Origin of the sequence: Paenibacillus sp. HB172176 (assembly GCF_011947265.1) — a bacterium.
Classification (GTDB): domain Bacteria; phylum Bacillota; class Bacilli; order Paenibacillales; family Paenibacillaceae; genus Pristimantibacillus.
In genome coordinates this window covers 390,167-414,157 of the sequence record NZ_JAATHD010000002.1, presented here as the reverse complement: position 1 = coordinate 414,157, position 23,991 = coordinate 390,167, and the positions used below count along the sequence as shown (strand labels likewise).

Below are 23,991 nucleotides of genomic sequence, written 5' to 3'. Positions count from 1 at the left end.
ACAGGGAGGAGTTCTGCTTTTGGAATGATACGGGGAGGCGATTATTATGGTTATTCAACTGGAAGCAGTTACGTGGGAGAGAGCGGATAAAACGATACTGAAAGGCATCGATTGGCAGGTGCGCGAGAAGGAGCATTGGTGTCTGCTGGGGCTTAATGGTTCGGGGAAGACGACTTTGCTCAATATGATTAACGGATACATATGGCCTACATCGGGAAGAGTCAGTGTGCTCGGGCATCGCTTCGGAGAATATGATCTGCGCGAATTAAGGAAGAGCATCGGATGGGTGAGCACCTCTTTGCAGGAAAAACTTTATGGAAGCGAAGCGGCGTTGCAGATTGTGCTCAGCGGCAAATATGCGACGATCGGTGTTTATGATCAAATCGATGAAGAGGATATCGAGCGGGCTCAGCGCATGATGGAATCGCTTGGCTGCAAGGCGCTAATGGATCGAACTTATAACACCTTATCCCAAGGCGAACGCCAAAGAGTGCTTATTGCCAGAGCCATGATGAACAATCCAAGGCTGCTTATTCTGGATGAGCCTTGTACGGGATTGGATATTTTCGCTAGAGAGCAGCTGCTTGGCATGATTCAATCCATTGCTCTGGAGGAGGATCAAGCTCCGACTATGATTTACGTGACCCATCATGTAGAAGAAGTGTTGCCTTGCTTCTCCAGAACATTGCTGATCAAAGAAGGCAGCGTATTCGCCGCGGGATTGACAGAAGAAATTTTGATCTCGGATCGCATGAGCCGCTTCTTCGATGTGGAAGTTCAAATCGAGCGGAGAGACGGCAGAAGCTGGCTATCAGTTGGCGGTCGTTGATGGAAGAGATCGTGAAGACGGCTTTTGGCCAAAAGCATGGTATTCGGCGCATCGCTCGTAAGGCTTCGCGCTGGATGCACAGCCGGTATCTTCGTCGCCTAGCGGGCGAAGGCTTCGTCAGCCGCTTTGCGGAAGGAGGCCTGCTGTTGTTTGGAAGCGCGGCAATGGCAGCTGTCGCGTTAGGCATTCCCACGGGTCTAGGCATCTGGATCGATCTGTTGCTCATGATTGGCATCCATCTCGGGATTATGCTGCTTACGGGATATGGTTTGACGATTTTGCTTTCGTTTCTTTATCTGCCTTTGCCGCGGCGCCTGACGGCTTATTGGATTTATCTTATTATTGAAGTCGGCATCATTTTGTATTACGCCGATTTTGATCCCTTGGCTTCCATGGCGCTGGCTGGCGGCTATGCGAGCATCGGTCTCATTATCGGCCTATCCGCCGGAGCGATTTGGCGGTTGAAGCTTCGGGTGCTGCCGAGATTGCTCCTATGGGGTTCCGTTGCCGCAATACTGGGTATATTATCGCAAGCATGGTCGTTCGTCCAGCCGGAATCATTGCCGACCAGAGCCTCTTCTATAATCGAACAGTCGGAGTTTGCCGCCATGCCGGCTTCGAAGCTGGAAGATCCTTCTCAGCCGGGGAGTTTCGATTATATTGCCTTCAGCTATGGGAGCGGGAAGGACAAGCATCGGGATTTGTTCGGCAAAGATGTGAATCTCGTTTCGAATTCCGTTGACGCATCCTCGTATATTACGTATTGGCCCAAGCTCAAAACCTGGTTTTGGGGATTCGATCAGCATGATCTGCCCATTAACGGAAGAGTGTGGATGCCGGAAGGGGACGGACCGTTTCCGCTTGCCCTCATTGTACACGGCAATCATCTCATGGAGGATTTTTCCGATGGAGGTTATGCGTATTTGGGAGAGCTGCTGGCAAGCAGGGGCTTTATCGCCGTGTCTGTTGATGCGAATTTCTTCAATTATTCGGTATGGTCGAGCATCCCGAATGATGACATGATGATGAGAGCGTGGCTGATGCTTAAGCATCTTCAACAGATTCAATCCTTCTCGGAGGAAGAGGGAACGCTCTTCTCGGGAAAGGTGGATTGGAAGAAGATTGCGCTTATCGGTCATTCCAGGGGCGCCCAGGCGGTAGCCATGGCGGCAGATTCCGATCGATGGTTCGAAGAGGACAGCACGCTTGAAAGCCTCTCGGAAGTGCATATCGCGTCTGTTGTCTCCATTGCCCCTACGGATAAGATTGTCGATAATAAATCGGCCGAGCTTCTGGATATCAATTATTTGACCCTTCAGGGAGCGAGCGATGCAGATGTGAATCAGTTTACTGGAGACAGGCAATATAATCGCACAGCATTCAGCCTCGGCTCCGATCGGTTCAAAGCGTTGCTCTATATCAAAGACGCGAATCATAGTCAATTCAATAGCTCTTGGGGATCGATGGATGAACGGCTGCCCGGCGGACTTTTCCTGAACAAGCACGGCCTTCTTGAGCCCCGGCAGCAGCGGCAAATCGCCAAGGTCTATATCTCCGCTTTTCTGGAGAGCACATTGCAAGGGAAGGAAGGCTATCGCGCGCTGTTTCAGAATCAAGAGATTGGAAGAGACTGGCTGCCGGACACCGCTTATGTCAGTCGCTATGACAGCGGCGATATGTTTACTGTGGAAAACTTCGAAGAGGTTGCGCTGGACTCTAATTCGTATGAAACAAGGGGCATGATGTCCGTCTTGGAAGCGACGGCTAAGGATCGGGACGGGAAATCAAAAGGAACATCAGGCATGGAGCTCACGTGGGAGGCGGCGGGAGCTTCTTATGAACAGCTGCTTTCGAAATCCCAACAGGCAAGGCTGAACGACTTTGCAGGAGGCAGCCTCGTCTTTTCCATTACCAATCTGGAGGCCGAGCTTTTAGAGCATCGTTCTGAGGAGGAAAAGGATGATACAGGTTTCGCGACCTCGACTTCCGAGCTGCCTATGCTGCCAGAGCTTGAAATTTCGCTGCAGCTTGCCTCCGGAGAGCTTCTAAGCAGCTCGCTGCAAGCCCTAATGCCCGTGAAATCGCCATTTTATCACGCCTATTTGAATTGGGATTGGCTCGAGCATCGCTATTTGAACAACAAATTCAGGCGATCATCAGAGGCCGTTTCCCAAACCTATATTATTCCTTTCGATCAATTTCAACTCTCGGCGAGTCCAGGCAGCATCTTGTCGATTAAAGTGACAATGCTCAGCGACAACGGCAAAATATTGCTTGACGACATTGGATTTTTGCCGGAAGGAGGCACCTATATTGAATTTGGATGACGAACGACGTTATGAACAGCAACGCGTCGAAGAAGTGAGCTCCTTAATAATAAGCAGAATGAACGGCCTTGAGAATCAAGCTGTCGATGCGAAGGGCGAAATTGTTGATATTCGGAAAAATTTCTGGGACGATGTGACGATTAATTTCGAGGATGCCGCCGAATCGGCCGAAACACATGCCAGCTTGAAGCAACAGGCCGAGCTTCTATCGGAGCGCGAGCGCAGACATCGACATAATCAGCAGCAGTTAAGGACGCTCCAGAAGCTTGCGCAATCGCCTTATTTCGGCCGAATTGATGTGTCGGAGGAGAGTGTCGACGACACGAAGCCGCAGCGGATCTACTTGGGGGTAGGCTCTCTCCTCGACGACAGAGGCGAGCATTATTTGATCTACGATTGGCGCGCCCCGATATCCAGTCTGTACTATGATTATGGTCCGGGACCTGTCGCTTATGAGACCCCAAGCGGAACGATTCAAGGAGAGATGCATCTCAAGCGTCAATTCATCATTCGGGGCGCCGCAATCAAAAACATGTTCGACACCGGCGTTACAATTGGAGACGAGCTGCTGCAAGAGGTGCTTGGCAAGCAGTCCGATGCTCAGATGAGAAGCATTGTCGCAACCATACAGCATGAGCAGAATCAAATCATACGGGATGAACGGGCAAAGCTGCTCCTCGTGCAAGGCGCGGCCGGGAGCGGGAAGACGTCGGCAGCGCTTCAGAGAATCGCTTATTTGCTCTATCGCTACCGTGAGACGCTGCAAGCGGATCAAATCGTGCTGTTCTCGCCGAATCCAATGTTCAACAGCTACATTTCGACGGTTTTGCCTGAGCTGGGCGAGCAGAATATGCAGCAAACAACCTACCAGCAGTATCTGGAGCATCGACTGGGCGGCAGCTTCTCTCTGGAGGATCCCTTCACTCAACTGGAGTATACGTTGACCGCGCAGCAAGACAATCGCTATTGTGCCCGTATCGCGGGTATCAAGCTAAAGTCCAGCCAAGCCTTTATGTCGACGATTAATGACTATGTTGCCGCGCTTGGAGAAGCGGGCTTGCGCTTCAAAGCGATCAGGTTCCGCGGCCGAGTGCTTGTCTCGGAGGAAGAGCTGACAACACAATTCTACAGCTTGAACAAGTCGACCTCGATCCCGAACCGTATCAGACAGCTTTCAGCCATGCTGCTTAAGCAGTTAACTGCGCTTGGCAAGCTGGAGCGAAAGAAGAAATGGGTCGACAATGCCGTCGAGCTGCTTGATCCGGATGCGTATGCGGACGCTTATGAGATGCTGAGCAAGAAAAACAAATTCACGGAGCAGTCCTTCAATGATTTCGAATCGGAGCGGGATTTCCTGGCGGCGAAGGTTGTTCAGCAAAAATTCAAGAAACTCCGAAGGCAGGTCAAGCAATACGCATTTCTGGATATGCCGCGCATTTACAATGCTTTGTTCCAACCAGCGACAGTATATTCGGACAGCCCGGAATCGGAGCAATGGAGGGGGATTTGCGAATCTACGCTGGAGCGGCTTGACGCCGGCATTATGAGCTACGAGGACGCGACGCCCTATTTGTTCCTTCTGGAGAAGCTGGAGGGCTTTCATACGAATACAACGGTGAAGCATGTCTTCATCGACGAAGCGCAGGATTATACGCCGTTCCAATTCCATTATTTGCGTCATATTTTTCCGCGCAGCAAAATGACCGTGCTCGGCGATTTTAATCAGTCGATTTTCATTCACGGCGGCGAAGGAGACTATTTCCATGCCCTGGCGGACAGCTTCGAGGCTGTGGAAGTGAAGGAGATTGTGCTGAGCCGAAGCTATCGGTCCACCCGGCAAATTGTGGAGTTCACGAAAGGGATACTGGCTCGCGGCGAACATATTATTCCGTTCAATCGCCAAGGACCTCAGCCGGTCGTCCAGGCATTCCAGAATGAATCGCAAAGCGATGCTGCGACGGCAGGCAAGCTTGCGGAATGGAAGGAAGCCGGCTACGCATCGCTGGCGGTCATCGCGAAGACCGCCAAGGCGAGCAAGGAAATCTATGCTCGCTTGAAGCCGATCATTCCGCAGTTAAAGCTGATTGAGCAAGAGACCGTTTCCTTCGAAAGAGGTATTGTTGTTATTCCTTCCTACCTGGCGAAGGGCGTCGAATTCGATGCGGTATGGATTTGCGACGCATCAAGCACGAACTACGGCCTAGAAACCGAGCGGAAGCTGTTCTACACGGCATGCACGAGGGCCATGCATGAGCTGCAGATCGGATATACGGGCAAGATGACGCCGTTTCTTGAAATCGCAGTCCAATCCGCTCCTTTCTGAATTATTTGCGAGTGCGCGGCCATATATCCTGAACCTTGACGCCAAGCTCGGACGCGATCAGTTCGGCGGTAAGTCGCTGCGGTTTCTCGATCTTGCCGTTTCGCAGCTTGGATATCGTCTGAATGGATATTCCGGTCGCAGAGGAAAGCTGCGCGGCGGATATATCCCGCTTCGCCATCCAGATGCGAAGCTTCATGGAAGCGTCCGTCCTGTCCTCGGAGGGTCTTAAATCCCAGATCACAAAGGCATATTGCGAGCATTGGCCAAAACCGTCGAGAATGGGAATATAGGTCAACTCCAGTTCGGCTTCCACGCCGCTTTGTTTGCTGGTCTGCACGTTGATGCGCTGCTCCTTCGAAACGGCGCTTCCCTGCTCCAGAATCGATATAATCTTCTCTCTCTCATGCTCGGCAATGAATTGAAGCAGATTCTCGTCATCGAGGGATCGATCCGGCTCGAACAGCAGAGGGGAGAGGCTGTCGCGAAGAAATTGAATATGCAGGTGCTTGTTCACAATACCGCTGATGAGCACCTTGTCCCGTTCCAATTGCTGCGACAGCCATTTGTAAGCCGTTAAATCCTCAATCAGCATAACGGCTGTCTGTGTCCGTCTGCTCCCGGAATCGACCCGCGCTTGCGCTAGCGAGTCGATCGGGATGAGCTCGATACGGACGGCGACCTCCCTCTTCTTGTTCGCGTGCAGAACAGCCTCGCTTTTATGGCAACGCTTCGACAGATCGAACGCCAGCGGCGCAAACAATGAATCGAAGCCTTGCGCCAGCAGCTCTTCCGTCGACTTTCCGACGAATTGCTGAAAGGCCTGATTCGCGGCTTTGATTTTTATATTGCCTCTTGATTGTGCAAGCAGAAGCATCGGCTGCTCCAATAACTGAAATACCTGTTCGAATATTGGCAAATGATTTCCCCGCTCTCTCTTTAAATCGCCTTTTCATGTCATCGTAACATAAAAGGGGGAAATTCCCTATATTTTGAATCCTTTTGTTTAATCATTTAAACTTCGTGACAGAAAAAAGATGTAGGAGCAGAAAGCTCTATTAAGCATAGAGTAAGTGAATGCTGACGAGCTTTCAGCAGACTTTATGATAAGCGAAATTCCCTTTAGGATGGAAATAGACAGGGGGAACAGCTTATGGAGATTTGCATCATCGATAACTGTTTGAAGACGGTTAAAGCAAAGAGGCTCTGCGCCATGCATCATCAGCGATTGATTCGGCACGGAGATCCTGAAATCGTCAAGCCGCGCCGAGTAAAAACAGTCAAGGTTTGCGAATGGGCAAATTGTCAGGGCAAGGTTCTAGCAAAAGGCTATTGCTCGAAGCATTATTACATTCAACGCGTAACGGGCAAAGAATAGGGATTTGTAAGCTTTATTAACATTTGGCTTCTCCGCTATGAAAATGGACTGTTTCTTTTTCAAAGAAGGATGTATACTAATAAGTATTACTCTTCCCGGCGGAGGTGAGACAGCAAATGGTGAATATGGAGTTCTTCGGCATTACCGAAGAGGATTTGTATTTGTTTAACAAAGGCGTGTCGCATCACAGCTATCGTTTCTTGGGCACTCATCCCGGCTATTGGGACGATACATACGGGGTTCGCTTCGCTGTTTGGGCCCCCAATGCCCGAGAGGTTCGAGTAATCGGCAATTTCAATCATTGGCAAGGCGATTCCCATCGCATGGAGAGACTGGGCACAACAGGCGTTTTCGCGCTTTTTGTTCCGCATTTATGCGAAGGAGAGCTGTACAAATTCGAGCTAATAGGATCGAATGGACAGATAATCAGAAAGGCGGATCCTTATGCCTTTCAATCGGAGCTGCGTCCCGGAACGGCTTCCATCGTTGCGAATTTGGACGGCTTTGCATGGAGCGATGGCGATTGGATTACCGGGAAGCATGATAAATCGGTCTACACCAATCCGATGCTGATCTATGAAGCGCATGCCGGATCATGGAAGATTAAAGGCAAGGAAGATTTCTATACGTACGAACAATTAGGAAATGATCTCATCCCATATTTGGCCGAAATGGGCTATACGCATCTCGAGTTCATGCCGCTCGCCGAGCATCCGCTTGATCAATCATGGGGCTATCAGGTAACGGGCTTCTACAGTGCGACAAGCCGCTACGGCTCTCCGAAAGGCCTGATGAGGCTCATTGACGACTGTCATGCTCATGGCATCGGCGTTATATTGGACTGGGTCCCCGGACATTTCTGCAAGGATAGTCATGGCCTTCGCCTCTTCGACGGAACGCCTCTGTTCGAAGGCGCGGACGGGAAACGGGCCGAATTGCCGCTGTGGGGAACGCTTCAATTCGACTTCTCCAAGCAAGAAATACTAAGCTTTCTTATTTCGAACGCGATCTTCTGGTTGGATATGTTCCATATTGACGGTCTCAGAGTCGATGCGGTAGCCAATATGCTAAATCTGCATATGGACAAACCGCCGGAGATGTATACCTACAACGAATATGGCGGGAAAGAGAATTTGCACGCTCTCCGCTTCCTCAAACAACTTAATGAAAACGTGTTTCATTATTACCCCGATGCATTAATGCTGGCTGAAGATTCGACCGCTTGGCCAGCCGTCACCTCGCCGACCTATATGGGCGGACTGGGCTTTAACTTCAAGTGGAATATGGGATGGATGAACGACATGCTTCGGTATATGGAGCTGGAGCCGCATGATCGTTCGCGTCATCATCATTTGATCACTTTCTCGCTGACGTACGCATTTTCAGAAAATTACGTGCTCCCTCTCTCGCATGACGAGGTCGTGCACGGCAAAAGATCCTTATTGAACAAGATGCCCGGCGATTATGAACAGAAATTCGCTCAGCTGCGGCTATTTTACGGCTATTGGATGACGCATCCAGGCAAGAAGCTGCTGTTCATGGGCGGCGAATTCGGGCAATTCGACGAATGGAAGGACGGCGACATGCTCGATTGGATGCTTCTGGAGTATGAATCCCATCGAAGCATGCGGCAATATGTCCATACTCTCAATCATGTTTATTTGGAAACTCCTTCGCTTTGGGAGAGGGATCGGGATCCCGGATGCTTTGAATGGATTGACGTTCATAATGCGGAGCACTCCGTCATATCCTTTATTCGTTGCGGTGAATCTAGCATTTCGCTTATAGCGGCGAATTTCTCGGGAAATGCTTATGATTCCTACAGGGTGGGAGTGCCCGAAGAAGGAAGCTACTCCACCTTGATCGACAGCACCTTGCAACAGTACGGCGGACCGGCTGATAGAGGATTGCAAACCTACAGCAGCGAACCTGTCGCTTGGCATGGCCGCAATCAGAGCATTTCAATTCAATTGCCCCCTTTTGCGTTTATGCTTCTTATATTGAAATGAAAGAGGGAATCATCTATTAAAAGTGCGAGTTCAAAAAGTCCGGTTTCAAGAATCGAGGAGATTGTATGAAGCTAGAAAGTGAGTAGCTAAAACGTTTCGTGAGAAACGTACTTCGTAAGCATCCGCTTGTAGTGAATACTACGTGAGCAACTGAAATATTTCCGTAGGAAACATCGCTTCGTAAGCATATACTTGTTTCGGCTGAATGCAATATGGGATGTCGAGCTACTTACAGTTCTACTTCGTTATTGAAATTGGGCTTTTTGAACAACCTCTAAAAGGAGCTGGTGTCCATGGGTCGCAAGGAAATGATAGCAATGCTGCTTGCCGGAGGAGAAGGCAAGAGACTTGGAGTGTTGACGAAGGATCTCGCAAAGCCTGCTGTCTATTTCGGCGGCAAATATCGCATTATTGATTTCACGTTAAGCAATTGCGCGCATTCCGGCATAGACACCGTCGGAGTCTTGACCCAGTATCAACCGCTTGAGCTTAACCGCTATCTGGGCATCGGCAGTCCCTGGGGGCTGGACCGCAGGGACGGCGGCATGACCATTCTTCCTCCGTTCATGAAGCAGAAGGGCGGGGTGTGGTACAAGGGAACGGCGAATGCAATCTATCAAAACATGGCCTTCATCGAAAGATACGATCCCGAGTATGTCCTTATTATATCCGGCGATCATATTTACAAGATGGATTATGATTTGATGCTACAGCATCACAAAAACAGCGGAGCCGATGTAACCATTGCCGGCATACAGGTGGATTGGAAGGAAGCCAGCCGCTTTGGCGTCATGCATCTGGACGATGAGGACCGGATTACGGCTTTTGAAGAGAAGCCGAAAAACCCGAGCAGCAATATCGCTTCGATGGGGGTATATATTTTCTCCTGGAAGGCGTTGCAGAAGTACTTGATCTATGATGAAGCGAATCGATCATCCAGCCATGACTTCGGCAAGGACGTCATTCCCGCAATGATGCGCGACGGACTTCAATTCTACGCCTATCCGTTCAAGGGCTACTGGAAGGATGTCGGTACGATCGAAAGTCTGTGGGAGGCTAATATGGATTTGCTTGAAGAGGAGCCGTCACTGGAGCTTAACGATCCGGAGTGGAGAATCTACTCCGTCAGTCCGAATCAACCTGCGCAATTCGCTTCTTCGACGGCGGTGATTACCTCATCGCTTATTACTGAAGGCTGTGTTCTCGAGGGCACCGTAGAGCGCTCCATCCTGTTCTACGGCGTGCAAGTCGAAGAGAACACGTACATTGCAGAGTCTGTCATTATGCCGAATGTCCGGATTGGAGCAGGCGCGAGGATTCATCGGGCGATTATTGGCGAAGGCGCCGTCATTCAAGCCGGGGTTACGATTGGAAGCCCGGACGACGAAGCGATTACGGTCATTGCCGTGGAGCAATATGTCGAGAAGGAGCATGAACTTCTGGAGGTGGAGCTGCCATGAAACATAAAGTAATGGGCGTCATTAATCTGATTCACGAGTCGGATGAATTGGAAAGACTTACGCAAAGCCGTTGCCTCGCGACCGTTCCGTTCGGAGCGAGATACCGCCTCATCGACTTTGTGCTCTCGAGCATGGTCAATTCCGGCATTAATCACGTAGCCGTGTTCGCGCATACGAAATACCGTTCCCTCATGGATCATCTCGGATCAGGGAAATCATGGGATTTGCAGCACCGCCAAAGCGGCTTGTTCATTCTTCCGCCCGGAACCGACGATATTCAGGAGATTTCCAGAGGCGATCTCTATCATTTCTATCAGCACCGGGATTATTTCAACCGTTCTTCCATGGATTATGTCGTGATTACAAGAAGCCACATGGTGTGCAATGTCGACTTTGATGAGGTAATTGCCCGGCATCTCGAGACGGAAGCCGATATTACAGTCATTTGCAAGCAGCACGAGCAGCCGCTCTCAGGCACGGCGCGCAAGGTCCGTTTGGACGAAGGCGGCAGAATCGTTGCGATGCAGGATAGCTATGGCAGGATGGTCAGCAACACCTCCTCGATGGAAATGTACGTGATGCGCAAGGAGCTGTTGATGGAGCTTGTGGAAACTTCGCTGGCGCAGGGACAGGATCATCTCGTGCGTCACGCGATCTTCTCGAGACTGGATCAGCTCAAGGTGCAAGCTTATTTGTACGAAGGCTATCTCGGCATTGTCAACACGCTCCCGAGCTATTACGAGCACAGTATGAATCTGCTGAACAGCAGGGTATACAAGCAGCTGTTCTTCCAGCCCGGACCTATCTATACGAAAGTGAAGGATGAGCCGCCCGCACGGTATGCCGAATGCTCGCGGGTATCAAACTCGCTTATTGCCAACGGCTGCCGCATTGAAGGCACAGTGACGAACAGCATCCTGTTCCGGGGCGTTCATGTGGAGCCTGGCGCAGTTGTGCAGGACAGTATTATTATGCAGAATGGTCGAATCGGAGCGGGAAGCCATGTGCAATTCAGCATTCTGGATAAAGATGTGCTTGTGGAGGCCGAGCGCGATATCCGCGGCGCGGCGACCTCGCCGTTCCTGGCGGGCAAACGGAAAGTCATTTAAGGTTGAGATAGATAGAGAGAAGCTTGCAGGAGATTAGAATTTTGCGTCGGATCAGGAGGTTGGAGAGAAGATGAATATACTGTTTGCAGCCTCGGAAGCGGTGCCGCTGGCCAAAACAGGCGGACTTGCGGATGTAGCCGGAGCGCTGCCCAAGGCGTTGAACAAGCTGGGCAGCGATGTGCGCGTCATTCTGCCGAAATATGAGCAAATTCCCGATGTTTTCAGCAGCAAGTTCGAGCGTATCGCGGAATTCACGGTCTCCTTCGGCTGGCGCAATCAATATTGCGGCTTGCTGAAAGCGGAAATAGACGGGACGGTCTATTATCTTATCGATAATGAATTTTATTTCAAACGCGGCGGCTTGTACGGCTACGGGGATGACCCGGAACGATTTGTGTTCTTCTGTTTCGCCGTCGCAGAGTGCGCTCAATATATGGGATTCCGGCCTGATATCGTGCATTGCCATGATTGGCAGACGGGTCTCATTCCGTTTCTGCTCAAAACAAGATACGCTTATGATCCGCTATGGCGTAGTGTGAAGTCGGTGTTCACCATTCACAATTTGCAGTATCAGGGCTTGTTCGGCATTGATCTGATGAAGGAGTTCACAGGAGCGGGCGATGAATGCTTCACGGCGGATAGTCTGGAGTTCAACGGCGCGGCAAGCTGCATGAAGGGCGGGCTGGTGTACGGAGATAAGCTGACGACGGTAAGCGCCTCGTACGCCCGGGAGATTCAGTCTCCGTACTATGGCGAACAGCTTGACGGGCTGCTTCGTTATCGATCGGGGGATCTGACCGGCATCGTCAACGGAATCGACGAGAATTCGTTCGATCCGATGAACGATGGCTCGCTTCATACGCCTTATCGCAATTCCTTGCCTCGCAAGCGCCGCAACAAGCTTGATCTGCAAGCGGAGTTCGGTCTGCCGCAGTCGCAGCAGATCCCGGTCATCGGCATTGTATCCCGCTTGGTGGAACAGAAGGGCTTCGATCTCATTGCAGCGATTCTGAACGATTTGCTCCAGGAGGAAATTCAGTTGATCGTACTCGGCGCGGGCGACAGGAAGTATGAAGAGATGTTCCAGCGCGCGGCCAGGGAGTTTCCTCATAAAGCGGCCATTTGGCTTGGCTACAGCGATCGTATAGCGAGGCGAATCTATGCCGGCTCGGATATGTTCGCGATGCCGTCGAAATTTGAGCCTTGCGGGCTGAGTCAACTGATCGCGCTTCGCTACCGAACCGTGCCGATTGTGCGCGAAACGGGCGGCTTGAAGGATACGGTTCAGCCTTACAACGCGTTCACGGGCGAAGGAACCGGCTTCACCTTCGCCAATTATAACGCGCATGAATTTCTGGACGGAGTTAGAAGAGCGCTTGCCGTCTATGAGAAGGAAGAGGAATGGAAGCAAATCGTTAGCAATGGGGCCAAGCAGGATTACAGCTGGACCAGCTCCGCCAAAGCTTACCTTAAGCTCTATTCAGACATGATTCCGCATCGAAAGGAGACTGAGCCATGTCCCGTGATCTTGTAATCGGCAACGGCAAAATGCTGCTTAATCTGGATAATCATTGTTATATACGCGATATTTACTATCCCTATGTCGGTCAGCTCAATCATGTGGGCGGCCATTATTGCCGTCTCGGCATCTGGGTTGACGGCGTATTCTCTTGGCTTGATGAGCCGGCTTGGAAGATTGAGCTGGATTATATAGAGGATTCGCTGGTTACGAACGTGACGGCGAAGCATGAAGGACTCGGCGTCGAGCTGTATATGAACGACGGCATTCATCAACGCGAATGCATCTATATCAAGCGGGTCGTTATCCGCAATCAGAGCGACGAGAAGAAGGAGGTTCGATTATTCTTTCATCAGGATCTGATGATCGAAGGCTCCGAGGTCGGAGATACCGCGGTGTATTATCCGGAGAACCATACTCTGTTTCATTATAAGCGCTCGAATTATTTCATGTTCAACGGCTTCTCCGACGAAGGCGGCATGATGCAATATTCGACGGGAATCAAGAGATTCCAATCCGCGGAGGGCACTTGGAAGGACGCAGAGGACGGCGTGCTTATGGGCAATACGATCGCGCAAGGCTCGGTAGACAGCACGATCAGCTTCCGCACCTTCGTGGAGCCGCGAGGCGATAAGAGCGTCTATTATTGGATGTCGATTGGCAAAAATCTCGAAGAAGTGAAGGCTTTGAACCAATATGTCCATGAGAATCATCCCGAGAAGCTGCTAAGCCGGATGGTGATCTATTGGAATCATTGGCTGCGCCGGGCGGAGAAGGATTTGGGCGATCTTCCCGGCGATGTCGTGAAGTTGTTCAAGAAGAGCCTGCTTCTCGTTCGAACGCAGGTCGACGAACGCGGAGCGATATTGGCTGCGAATGATACGGATATTCTGCAATATAACCGGGATCATTACAGCTATATGTGGCCGAGAGACGGCGCATTGATTGCGGAGGCGATGTCGATGGCCGGCTATCAGAGCGTCATCGTGCCCTTCTTCCACTTCTGCGCGGCGGCGCTGGCGCCGGAAGGGTATCTCTATCACAAATATAATCCGGACGGAACGGTGGGCTCCAGCTGGCATCCTTATATCGTGCAGGGAAGCAAGCGTCTGCCGATTCAAGAGGATGAAACCGCGCTCGTGCTGTTCGCGCTGTGGCGCGACTATGACCGGAATGGGGTTATAGAGCTCCCGCAGGCGGTATACAGCAATTTGATTCGCAAGGGAGCATCCTTCCTGAGTCAATATGTGGAGCATTCTTTGTCGCTCCCGAAGCCGAGCTATGATCTGTGGGAGGAACGCTACGGCATTTGGAGCTATACGGCGGCTTCCGTATACGGCGGACTTATGGCGGCATCGTTCTTCACCGATTTGTTCGGCGATTACGAGCGAAGCGACCATTACAAGAATACCGCGCAATCAATCAAAGAGGGCATCTTGAAGCATCTATGGGACGAGGAAACAGGAAGGTTCGCGCGAGGCTTGATTCAGAAAGACAATCGTTGGGTGAAGGATATGACGCTCGAGAGCAGTCTGTTCGGCATTCTGGAATTTGGCGTTCTGCCTGCAGATGACTACAGAGTGGTCCGAACGATGAACGCAATCAAAGAAGGCCTGCAAATCAAAACGGAAATAGGCGGCATTGCCCGTTATACGAATGATTATTATTTCCAACAGTCCGGCGAAATCGACAAGGTGCCGGGCAATCCGTGGATCATATGCACGCTATGGGTGGCGAATTTCGAGATTGATTCGGCCACATCGCTTGAGGAGCTGGAGGGGCCGCGTCGAACCCTGCAATGGGTCGCGGATCACGCGCTTCCGAGCGGATTGCTTCCCGAGCAGTTGAATCCGTATGACGGCACGCCTTTGTCCGTCGCTCCGCTCACCTGGTCGCATGCTACGGTCGTGCACAGCGTGAGCAAATATGCTGCCAAATACAAGGAGCTTAACTCCAGGCACGAAGACTGATTGAACGGAAGAAGAACCGGCGGCTGCGCGCTTCGTATGCGGCCGGTTCTTCTCATTGCTCCTTTGCCTGCGCGAGCAGCGCCCGACAGCTGTTCAAGCCGCCGTATGGCTTATCCTCGGCGGAAGGCTCGGGCTTCGGAAGGGGAAATTGACGAATATGCTTTATGCGCGTCGTCGCGGTTAGTTTCTTGCTGTTTCCGACTAGAATGCTCGAAGAGGAGCCGGCGGCGATAAGGTAAATGGCGCCGACGAGTATGGCGTTCGAGCAATGAACATGCGACAGCTCCAGTGCCTGGTCTTCATCGAATTCGGTATCCTGGAGAGAAGGCCACGGGCGTTCGAAGAAAGGATAAGATTCGAAATAGACGCTGCCGGCAGTCAGATGATCTTCAGCTCTCTGCACAGCCAGGGCGTTAATAGTCGCTCTCGTCTCGCAGCGGTCGCCGATTTGAAGCATACCGGAGGAAGCGATGCTGATGACTCGTATGCAGCCTAATCGAGCTGTTCGGACCTCATTTGCCCCGGAGAGCTTGGGAGGAATAAAAGAATCGCTTTGCGTAAGCATCAGATTTCACCGATCGCCGCTTCTTCATCCTCCGGTGGAGGAAGCGGCGCGAGCGGACCAACAATGACGGACTCCGGAGGCGTGTCGAACATGGAATAGAGCGCGACCTGGTCGGTATCGCCGACTTGCAGCATGGACGAGCTTGCCAGACCGAGGATATCGATTTCCCCGACAGACAGACAATGATTGATAACTTTAAATTGAATCATGCGAACCTCCTGTAGTTTCGGATTGGCTTTGCAATTGACGGATATAGGCTTGCAGCGCAGCATCCGCGTCTCTTCTTGTCTTCTCGAACACTCTGCTTACGAGCAAATCGGGGTAAAGGGATGATTGACTCTGATCTTCCTTCTTCAGTTGCTGAAGATAGTATCGAATTCTCTCGGGCAGCTGTTTCTTCAAATCCTCCATCACCATTCGACGATGCTGAGGATCAAGCTGCAGGGCGAAGTCATTCGAGGAAGCGGCTTCTTGAACCGCATCCATGCCATTCTCGGCATTCGCCGAATCCAGATATTGCACCATTTTTTCATGAATTTTCGAATAATTGCTGTCATCGTTCGCTACAATGGAATGGGAAGCCGAAGGGAAATGCTTGTTGACGGCAAGCTGCTCAATATTGCCCGGCGTGAGAGTATCATCGTTTCCCGGTGCCGTCATGCCGATATTAAGCGTTCCATCAAGCTTTTCCACCTTGAGCTGGTCGAATTGATATTCGATTTTCTCGATATTGTAGGTAGGCTTCGATTCCAGCTCTTTCAGCTTGCCGAACAAGTCGGCAAGCAGCTTCTCCAGACGATGGATCTGCTCCTGCTGCGAATGCAGCTTCTTCTGCACTTCCATCGACCAAAGCTGCCAAGGCGAGGGCTGATTAGGTTCTTTCATCATAAGAGCCTCCTTTCAATAACGAGATTCATCGAAACGAAAGCTTCAAGCCTATGAGGGATTTGGCAAGGGAACGAAGGAAATCGGATTGTCTCCTCCGAGCTGCGGTGCGGGACCTGTGAAGCCGCCCGTATTATACAGCTGGGATAATGAACGTATCGCGCCGGAGCTGCCGATTTGGAGCACAGAGCTGTTGGAGACGCTGTCCACGCGCAGCTGATGGATTGTAATGTTCTGATGAATCGTCCAATTCATACAAGATTAGCCTCATTATTGCTGCTGTCCTGCACATCGGGATCCAATGAATTCGTAGCGCTGACCGCATTGTTGGAATTGGTCAAGGAGCCGGTCAGGAAAGAGCCGGAACCCGCGTAAGTTTTCGACGTGGAAGATGGAGAAGCTTGCAGCGTATCGCCGAATTGAATAATCGAACCGCCTCCGACACTTACAATTTTAATAAAACCGACGACAGCCGGCATAAGCATCACCCTTTTGTTGTGTTCTCGATTCTGCTATATCCTATGCGGCATTCGCCCAGACGTTACCTCAGCGTATGTATCCGTCGGGCGAAAAGCCGCATATGCTGAAAGCAACGCCGTAGTATTGTCGAAGGGGGGATGGGGGATGGCAGCGAACTGGGATGAGCTGGAGCAATGGATGGAAGGACAACAGCTTCCGAAGGGCTTCGAGATGCTGCGCGAGCCGGATTGGGTAGAGCAATTCGTGAGAAGAATGATGACGAAGACGCTGCCTGAGGCGGCCAGCAATATGTCCGGCGTGAAATCCTCGGCAATCAAAGAGTCCAAAACCCATCTCTTCGTTCAAATCAAATTGCCCCATCATGCCGTCTACGAAGATATTCGACTGAAAGCAAGAGAGGATCGCGTGTTTGTGGAAGGCTTGCCCGGAGGCAAACGCAAGGCAGTAAAGCTGCCGACCCTTGTCAGCCCTCGCTATTGCCAGGCTAGCATCAAGGGCGGTATTCTGAAGATCAAGCTTCGAAAGCGCGGAACCAATCGAAGAACAATTGAGCATACGATTGATTGGTAGAGCGGGATTGTCATAAAATTGACGGGAATTCGCTTTCTCTGCCTCTGGATAATGGACAGGTCTTCCCGTATAATGGTGTATATTGTGTCTATATTCACCAAGGGGAGTGTCGTCATTGGAATTAGTGGATGTCAGCAACGTAGATGCTTCGTTATTTATTTTCGGCATTGTCTTCATCATGCTCATATTCGGACTTCTCAGCTTCGGTATTCTCAAAATGTTTCAACAGCGCTTTGCGGCAGGCTGGTACAGCTTCGGCGGGGCGGTCGTCAGCTTTGTCGTATTCATGTTCGCTCTAAACAAATGGTATCTCTAGGGCGTGCATGCATACACGCCCCAAAAACAATCGAACGAAAACGCTAACAAGCGGAGGTATGCCTGTGTTTTGGACAGCAGTATGGTTAATCGTAAATATTCTATTCGTCGCTTCCGTGATCTTCTACTTGTTCCAGCAACGCGCTTATTCGGAGGCGCTGCGAATGGGCGAGGATGCCCGGCGTATTGAAGGTCTAAACAGGAGGAGAAAGCTGATTGCTGCGGGCAGCACGCTCTTGTTCCTCGCCATGTCCGCAAGCTTTCTCATGAATATGGCTCAGAACGGCTAGCCTTTGCTGAAGCGGAAAGTAAAGGCAGCCGGGATGCGAGCGTTTCTCAGGCTCTTTATTTGACGGGAGTCTTTTTTTTGTGCATGATGGAAGAGAAAAAACGAAGAGAGATCGGAGATGCGGCGATGCATACGGTAGAAGAAATCATTGCTAGATTGTCAAGCCAAGGCCTTCGGGTGACCGATCAACGCAAGACGCTGGCGAAGCTGTTCGTTCAGGAGCAGGGCTATCTGTCGCCGAAGGATGTCTATGAATATATGGGCAAGATATATTCCGGACTCAGCTTCGATACGGTCTACCGCAACCTCAGAGTCATGGAGGAGCTTGGCGTGCTGGAGCAGATTATGTTCGAGGACGGCGTCAAATTCAAGCTGCATTGCCGCGAAGAACAACATCACCATCATTTGATCTGTTTGCAATGCGGAAAGACTTATCCCATCAAGCATTGTCCCATGGACCAGACCGCCGTCCCTCAGCAATTCAAGGTCGTAAAGCATAAATTTGAAGTATTCGGATATTGCGCTTCTTGCGTTCGGGAAGAAGAAGCTGACGCACTGTCATGACCCGAATGAAAAGACCCCGCGTGATGCAGAGGATCTTCATCGGCGGAATTCATATCTATCGCAAAGCGCTGTCGCCTCTCAAGCCGCCGACCTGCAGATTTTATCCGACCTGCTCGGCCTATGCGCTGGAGGCGATTACCAAGTATGGAGCGGCGAAGGGAAGCTGGCTTGCCGTGAGGCGTATATCGAAATGCCATCCTTTCCATCCCGGAGGCTATGATCCGGTGCCTTGACACGGGGATGCGGGATTAGGTATATTTTAGAATATGATAGGAGCCATTGAACGGAAGAGTAAGGCGTGTAACCTTCACAGAGAGCCGGGCAAGATGTTGCGAGCCGGCAAGGAAAACCGCCTGAAGATGGTCCGGGAGGCCTTGTCTTCGAACTGCCTGAAGCAGCCAGGGGATGACGCGAAGCCGGCGTTAGCGGCGGAAGCCGTCACAAGATGTGACGGTGAATGAAGCAGCAGTTCATGCGCATGCGCGGAGCTGTTGGAAATTGGGTGGTACCGCGTGAGCTGCAGCTCCCGTCCCATGTTGGATGAGGGCTTTTTTTGTGTTTTGGGAAAGATTCGACTAGAAGACGGAGGTTAGGAGCAAATGGCCAATAAAAAATCCTTTTACATCACGACGCCGATTTATTATCCAAGCGACAAGCTGCATATCGGACATGCGTATACGACGGTGGCGGGAGACGCGATGGCGAGATACAAGCGGCTTCGCGGCTATGATGTGTGGTATTTGACCGGAACAGACGAGCATGGACAGAAAATCGAGCGCAAGGCGGAGGAGAAGGGCACCACGCCGCAGCAATTCGTCGATGACATCGTCGTGGGGATCAAGGAGCTTTGGAGCAAGCTGGAAATTTCCAACGATGATTTCATCCGTACCACGGAGGATCGCCACAAGGTAATCGTAGAGAAAATTTTTGACCAGCTGCTGAAGCAGGATGACATCTACAAGGGCACCTATGAAGGCTGGTATTGCACGCCTTGCGAATCCTTCTTCCTTGAACGCCAGCTCGTGAATGGCAATTGTCCGGATTGCGGCAGACCCGTGGAGCTGGTAAAGGAGGAGAGCTACTTCTTCCGGATGAGCAAATATGCGGATCAGCTGCTGCAGCATTACGAGGACAATCCGCAGTTCATTCAGCCGGAGTCGCGGAAGAATGAGATGATCAATAATTTTATCAAGCCGGGGCTGGAGGATTTGGCGGTATCGCGAACAACCTTCGATTGGGGCATCAAGGTGCCCGGAGACGCGAAGCATGTTATCTACGTCTGGATTGACGCTTTGTCGAATTATATTACGGCGCTTGGCTATGGCGAAGAGGGCAAGGATAATAAGTTCAAAACCTACTGGCCCGCGGATGTGCATCTCGTAGGCAAAGAAATCGTCCGCTTCCACACAATCTATTGGCCGATCATGCTCATGGCGCTTAAGCTGCCGCTTCCGAAGAAGGTGTTCGCGCATGGCTGGCTGCTGACGAAGGAAGGAAAAATGTCGAAATCGAAGGGCACCGTCGTCGATCCCGTCGTATTGATCGATCGTTATGGGCTTGATGCGCTGCGTTATTATTTGCTTCGGGAGGTTCCGTTCGGAGCGGACGGCGCGTTCACGCCGGATAACTTCGTCGAGCGAATCAACTTTGATCTGGCGAATGATTTGGGCAACTTGTTGAACCGGACAATCGCGATGATTACCAAATATTTCGGCGGCGAAATTCCGGCGTATGAAGGTCAAGCGACAGACTTCGATGCCTCGCTCGAGGAGCTTGCTTCCCAGACCGTGAACAAGGTGGAAGCCGCGATGGAGCGAATGGAATTTTCGGTAGCGCTGACGGCGCTGTGGCAATACATCAGCCGCACGAATAAATATATCGACGAGACCCAGCCGTGGACATTGGCGAAGGAAGAATCCAGAAAAGCGGAACTCGCTTCCGTCATGCATCATCTCGCGGAGTCGCTGCGCTATATTTCGATTATGCTGCAGCCATTCCTGACCCATGCTCCTGTTGAAATATGGAAGCAGCTCGGTCTGGACGCGGGTAAGCTGACGGAATGGGACAGCATGAACGCATTCGGACGCATTCCGGGCGGAACGAAGGTAGGCAAGGGAACTCCGATCTTCCCAAGGCTCGATATGGAGGAAGAGACGGCTTTCATCGCAGCATCGATGAGCGGGGGCTTGCCGGCGGCAAACAAGGACGAGGGAGCGGCAGAAGCTTCCAAGGGAGACTCAAGCGCAGCCAAATCAGCCTCGGCAACTGAAGGCAAGGAGGAAATCGGCATCGACGATTTCGCCAAGGTAGAGCTGAGAGTCGCGCAAGTCATCGCATGCGAGCCTGTTCCGAAGGCGGATAAGCTGCTCAAGCTTCAGCTGAATCTCGGCGATGAACGGCGGCAGGTTGTTTCCGGCATCGCGAAGAGCTACAAGCCGGAGGAACTGGTGGGCCGCAAGGTAATATGCGTCACGAACCTGAAGCCGGTAAAGCTGAGGGGGGAGCTGTCGCAGGGCATGATTCTCGCGGCTTCGCAAGGCGATGTACTGACTCTCGCCACTGTACCGGAGCATATGCCGAACGGCGCAATCGTGAAATAACGAAGCGAATAAGCATGTATTGACATCAGAGCTGAATACGCCTATAATTTTAACGGTAATCGTAACGATTACCGTTAAATTGATTTATAGATATGGTTTATTTGGAAATGGATGTGGAGAAGTTGAAGGGAAAGCTTGCAAGCAAGGGAAGCTTGCTTGGTTTATCGATGCTGCTCGTCATAGTGCTTGCGGCAGGCTGCGGCGGCGGTGATTCGAACTTGAATCAGTCAGGAGAAGGAAAACTGGAGGTTGTGACCTCGTTCTATCCGCTTTATTTCCTCGTTACCGAAATCGGAGGAGATCTGGTGAGCGCGAATAATCTGATCTCGGCAGGGGTGGAACCGCATGATTGGACGCCCAAGAGCAGAGATCTGATCACAGCTTCGAACGCCGATCTCTTGCTCTATAACGGCGCTGGTCTGGAGAGATGGGTGGATGATTTCCGGCAAGGGCTGTCGAAGGACAGCAAAGTAACGGTGAAGATGATGTCCGAAGGCATTTCTTTGCTTGATATGAATGACGAGGAAGCGGGAGTAGCATCGTCAGAGGATCATCATGACCATGATTACGACAAGGATCCCCATACCTGGGTAAGTCCCAAATCGGTCTTGATCGAGGCTGCCAATGTGAAAGACGCCTTGGCGGAAGCGGATCCGGAGCATGCCGATATCTACGAACAGAACTTTGCGACGGTGAAGGGGAAGCTGGAGCAGTTGGATCAGCAATATGAGACGGCGTTGTCGCAGGTTCCGCAGAAAAATATCGTGGTTTCGCATCAAAGCTTCGGCTATGTGGCTCGTGATTATGGGCTGAATCAACTGTCGATTATGGGGCTGAGTCCGGAGGCGGAGCCAAAGGCGCAGGATATTCTCAATATCGCGAAATTCGTGAAGGAACACGGCGTCAAATATATTTTCTTCGAGGAGCTGGTTTCCGATCAATTGGCCAAGACGCTCGCCAGCGAGGCGAATGTCGACACGATGGTCTTGAATCCGCTGGAGGGCTTAACCAAGAAGCAGGAGAAGGAAGGCGTGACCTTCTTCGATCTCATGGCCTCGAACTTGCAAAATTTAGAGCAGGCATTACAATAAGAGAAGAGAATGAACGGATCGGGGGCTGGGATCAGCTCCTTTTTCGTTGTCAGGAGAGTCCATATGGCGCAAAATACGAACCCGTCAACCGAATATAACAATTGTCACAGCGAAGTGATATCGGCCGAGCATGTTTCCTTCTCTTATCAGCATAAAACGGTCATCGACGATATCAGCTTCAGCGTGAAGGAAAGAGATTTCGTAGGCCTGATCGGCACGAACGGCGCAGGAAAAACGACCTTGCTTCGCATGCTGGTCGGCCTTAGCAAGCCAAGCTCCGGAGTGATCAAGCTGTTCGGCGAGCCTATCGAACGGTTCAAGGATTGGGACCGAATCGGCTATGTGCCGCAGAAAAACGCGCTTAATCCGCAGTTTCCGGCGACCGTCAGAGAGGTTGTGCAATCGGGCTTATATGGAAGGAAGATGCTGTTCAAGCGGCTGACGAAGAAATCGCATGCCATGACCTCGGACGCGCTTGAAGCGATGGGCATTCAGGAGCTTGCGGACAAGCGAATCGGCGAGCTGTCCGGAGGGCAGCAGCAGCGGGTGTTCCTTGCCCGTGCGCTCATTAACAGTCCCTCCTTGCTCATTCTTGACGAACCGACGGTCGGCATCGACGCGGAGACGCAGCAAAGCTTCTTCCATATGATCAAGCATATGCATCAGCATCATCATATGACCTTCCTCATGGTGTCCCATGACATGGACATGATACGAGGCTATTTGGGACAGGAGCCTGCGGCGAGCGCGGGCAAATTGAAATTTTATATCAAGCATTCTCACGAAACGCAAGATTGCGTGGAGAGCAATCTGGCTCACAGCTTGAAAGGGCTGCGTGAGAAGCTGGACCGGGAGAGAGAGGTTTCGGAGCTTGGATATTCTTACAGCTGATTTTTTTGAGCGGGCGTTGATCGGAGGCGTTCTAATCGGTATTACGGCGCCGCTGATCGGGCTTTTTCTTGTGCTTCGCCGATTGTCAATGATTGGAGATACGCTGTCGCATGTTTCGATTGCGGGCGTGGCGCTTGGATTTCTGGTCGGCATCTATCCGCTGGCCGGAGGCATGCTGTTCGCTTTGGCCGCATCCTTCGCAATCGAGAAGCTGCGCAAGGCGTACCAGGCTTATGCCGAGCTGTCGCTTGCGATTATTATGTCGGGAGGCATCGCGATAGCTTCCATACTGTTCACACTCGATCAGAGCTTTCCCGTTGATATCGACAGCTACTTGTTCGGCAGCATCTATACGCTGAACAGCACGGATCTGTATTTGATCGGAGGCGTCACGCTGCTTATTCTGCTCGTGATCGGGCTGCAGGCGAAGGAGCTGTTCCAAATGACCTTCGACGAGGAAGCGGCATCGGTAAGCGGGTTGCCCGTTCGATTCTACAATGTTATGATTAGCGTGCTCACGGCGCTTGTTATCAGCGTCGCCATCAAGATCGTAGGCGCGCTGCTCGTTTCCGCGCTGCTGACCATTCCTGCCGCTGGCACGCTTCTAATTGCGAGAAGCTTTCGACAAAGCTTGATGATTGTAATTGTCATCGGAGAAATCGCAGTCATTGCCGGATTGTTGATAGCGGGAATCTGGAATTTGGCTCCGGGCGGAACCATCGTTCTTCTGCTCATTCTTATTCTTATGCTGCTGCTCGCATTCAGGGGAGGCTTGAAGCGAGTCCGATGAAGCCATTGATCTCAAAAGATTGGAGAGCCA

At 51.4% G+C, this 23,991-nt stretch carries 24 protein-coding genes; 18 read left to right on the top strand and 6 right to left on the bottom strand.

The window, feature by feature from the left end:
- Window positions 1–46: 46 nt before the first annotated feature.
- The 3 genes from HFP08_RS04385 to helD are packed head-to-tail and all read left to right on the top strand — an operon-like array spanning window position 47 to window position 5,479.
- A complete protein-coding gene (locus tag HFP08_RS04385; RefSeq protein ID WP_168119283.1) occupies window positions 47–829 on the top strand; it encodes an ABC transporter ATP-binding protein in 783 nt (260 codons plus the stop codon).
- The gene (locus tag HFP08_RS04380) at window positions 829–3,156 is read left to right on the top strand and encodes an alpha/beta hydrolase family protein (protein ID WP_168119282.1); all 2,328 of its coding nucleotides are present in this window, start codon (window positions 829–831) and stop codon (window positions 3,154–3,156) included. Before HFP08_RS04385 ends, HFP08_RS04380 begins: the two co-directional genes overlap by 1 nt.
- On the top strand, window positions 3,143–5,479 hold the full coding sequence (helD, locus tag HFP08_RS04375) for an RNA polymerase recycling motor HelD (RefSeq protein WP_346768716.1): 2,337 nt from the start codon (window positions 3,143–3,145) through the stop codon (window positions 5,477–5,479). The genes HFP08_RS04380 and helD overlap by 14 nt, the downstream gene beginning before the upstream one ends.
- Before the next feature lies 1 nt (window position 5,480).
- Here helD and HFP08_RS04370 read toward each other — a convergent pair whose 3' ends face one another.
- Entirely contained in the window at window positions 5,481–6,395 is a 915-nt protein-coding gene (locus HFP08_RS04370; RefSeq protein ID WP_168119281.1) for a helix-turn-helix domain-containing protein, read from the bottom strand.
- Between the two features lie 234 nt (window positions 6,396–6,629).
- Between HFP08_RS04370 and HFP08_RS04365 the strand changes: the two genes are divergently transcribed.
- From HFP08_RS04365 to HFP08_RS04340, 6 genes are all read left to right on the top strand, one after another.
- Window positions 6,630–6,854, top strand: a complete 225-nt coding sequence (locus HFP08_RS04365) for a hypothetical protein (RefSeq protein ID WP_168119280.1) — start codon at window positions 6,630–6,632, stop codon at window positions 6,852–6,854.
- Between the two features lie 116 nt (window positions 6,855–6,970).
- Window positions 6,971–8,863: a 1,4-alpha-glucan branching protein GlgB gene (gene glgB / locus HFP08_RS04360; RefSeq protein ID WP_240941075.1), complete on the top strand. Its 1,893-nt coding sequence runs from the start codon at window positions 6,971–6,973 to the stop codon at window positions 8,861–8,863.
- 293 nt (window positions 8,864–9,156) lie between these two features.
- Window positions 9,157–10,323 carry a glucose-1-phosphate adenylyltransferase gene (locus HFP08_RS04355; RefSeq protein WP_168119279.1) on the top strand — a complete coding sequence of 389 codons (1,167 nt, stop codon included), beginning with the start codon at window positions 9,157–9,159 and terminating at the stop codon, window positions 10,321–10,323.
- Window positions 10,320–11,432: a glucose-1-phosphate adenylyltransferase subunit GlgD gene (gene glgD, locus HFP08_RS04350; protein ID WP_168119278.1), complete on the top strand. Its 1,113-nt coding sequence runs from the start codon at window positions 10,320–10,322 to the stop codon at window positions 11,430–11,432. Before HFP08_RS04355 ends, glgD begins: the two co-directional genes overlap by 4 nt.
- A gap of 70 nt (window positions 11,433–11,502) precedes the next feature.
- Window positions 11,503–12,966 (top strand): glycogen synthase GlgA, encoded by a 1,464-nt coding sequence (gene glgA, locus HFP08_RS04345; RefSeq protein WP_168119277.1) that lies wholly within the window; start codon window positions 11,503–11,505, stop codon window positions 12,964–12,966.
- Window positions 12,948–14,921 (top strand): glycoside hydrolase family 15 protein, encoded by a 1,974-nt coding sequence (locus tag HFP08_RS04340; protein ID WP_168119276.1) that lies wholly within the window; start codon window positions 12,948–12,950, stop codon window positions 14,919–14,921. Before glgA ends, HFP08_RS04340 begins: the two co-directional genes overlap by 19 nt.
- A gap of 52 nt (window positions 14,922–14,973) precedes the next feature.
- On the opposite strand, the gene HFP08_RS04335 is transcribed toward HFP08_RS04340, so the two are convergent.
- The 5 genes from HFP08_RS04335 to HFP08_RS04315 are packed head-to-tail and all read right to left on the bottom strand — an operon-like array spanning window position 14,974 to window position 16,850.
- A complete protein-coding gene (locus HFP08_RS04335) occupies window positions 14,974–15,486 on the bottom strand; it encodes a spore germination protein GerPE (protein ID WP_168119275.1) in 513 nt (170 codons plus the stop codon).
- A complete protein-coding gene (locus HFP08_RS04330; protein ID WP_206109184.1) occupies window positions 15,486–15,692 on the bottom strand; it encodes a spore gernimation protein GerPD in 207 nt (68 codons plus the stop codon). Before HFP08_RS04330 ends, HFP08_RS04335 begins: the two co-directional genes overlap by 1 nt.
- Window positions 15,682–16,374 carry a spore germination protein GerPC gene (gene gerPC, locus HFP08_RS04325; RefSeq protein WP_168119273.1) on the bottom strand — a complete coding sequence of 231 codons (693 nt, stop codon included), beginning with the start codon at window positions 16,372–16,374 and terminating at the stop codon, window positions 15,682–15,684. The genes HFP08_RS04330 and gerPC overlap by 11 nt, the downstream gene beginning before the upstream one ends.
- A 48-nt stretch (window positions 16,375–16,422) precedes the next feature.
- Window positions 16,423–16,626: a spore germination protein GerPB gene (locus HFP08_RS04320; RefSeq protein WP_168119272.1), complete on the bottom strand. Its 204-nt coding sequence runs from the start codon at window positions 16,624–16,626 to the stop codon at window positions 16,423–16,425.
- Entirely contained in the window at window positions 16,623–16,850 is a 228-nt protein-coding gene (locus HFP08_RS04315; protein WP_168119271.1) for a spore germination protein, read from the bottom strand. The genes HFP08_RS04320 and HFP08_RS04315 overlap by 4 nt, the downstream gene beginning before the upstream one ends.
- Before the next feature lie 145 nt (window positions 16,851–16,995).
- On the opposite strand from HFP08_RS04315, the gene HFP08_RS04310 reads away from it, so the two are divergent.
- The 9 genes from HFP08_RS04310 to HFP08_RS04270 all read left to right on the top strand — a co-directional run bounded on the left by HFP08_RS04310 (window position 16,996) and on the right by HFP08_RS04270 (window position 23,961).
- Window positions 16,996–17,421: an Hsp20/alpha crystallin family protein gene (locus HFP08_RS04310; protein WP_168119270.1), complete on the top strand. Its 426-nt coding sequence runs from the start codon at window positions 16,996–16,998 to the stop codon at window positions 17,419–17,421.
- A 106-nt stretch (window positions 17,422–17,527) separates the two neighbouring features.
- On the top strand, window positions 17,528–17,737 hold the full coding sequence (locus HFP08_RS04305) for a hypothetical protein (protein ID WP_240941072.1): 210 nt from the start codon (window positions 17,528–17,530) through the stop codon (window positions 17,735–17,737).
- A gap of 64 nt (window positions 17,738–17,801) precedes the next feature.
- Window positions 17,802–18,026 carry a hypothetical protein gene (locus HFP08_RS04300; protein ID WP_168119268.1) on the top strand — a complete coding sequence of 75 codons (225 nt, stop codon included), beginning with the start codon at window positions 17,802–17,804 and terminating at the stop codon, window positions 18,024–18,026.
- 125 nt (window positions 18,027–18,151) lie between these two features.
- Entirely contained in the window at window positions 18,152–18,589 is a 438-nt protein-coding gene (locus HFP08_RS04295; RefSeq protein WP_168119465.1) for a Fur family transcriptional regulator, read from the top strand.
- A complete protein-coding gene (gene yidD / locus HFP08_RS04290; protein ID WP_240941071.1) occupies window positions 18,586–18,822 on the top strand; it encodes a membrane protein insertion efficiency factor YidD in 237 nt (78 codons plus the stop codon). The genes HFP08_RS04295 and yidD overlap by 4 nt, the downstream gene beginning before the upstream one ends.
- A gap of 366 nt (window positions 18,823–19,188) precedes the next feature.
- A complete protein-coding gene (gene metG, locus HFP08_RS04285; protein WP_168119267.1) occupies window positions 19,189–21,189 on the top strand; it encodes a methionine--tRNA ligase in 2,001 nt (666 codons plus the stop codon).
- 113 nt (window positions 21,190–21,302) lie between these two features.
- The gene (locus HFP08_RS04280; RefSeq protein ID WP_346768720.1) at window positions 21,303–22,280 is read left to right on the top strand and encodes a metal ABC transporter solute-binding protein, Zn/Mn family; all 978 of its coding nucleotides are present in this window, start codon (window positions 21,303–21,305) and stop codon (window positions 22,278–22,280) included.
- Between the two features lie 63 nt (window positions 22,281–22,343).
- Window positions 22,344–23,171, top strand: a complete 828-nt coding sequence (locus tag HFP08_RS04275; protein WP_168119266.1) for a metal ABC transporter ATP-binding protein — start codon at window positions 22,344–22,346, stop codon at window positions 23,169–23,171.
- Window positions 23,152–23,961: a metal ABC transporter permease gene (locus HFP08_RS04270; protein ID WP_168119265.1), complete on the top strand. Its 810-nt coding sequence runs from the start codon at window positions 23,152–23,154 to the stop codon at window positions 23,959–23,961. Before HFP08_RS04275 ends, HFP08_RS04270 begins: the two co-directional genes overlap by 20 nt.
- Window positions 23,962–23,991 lie beyond the last annotated feature (30 nt).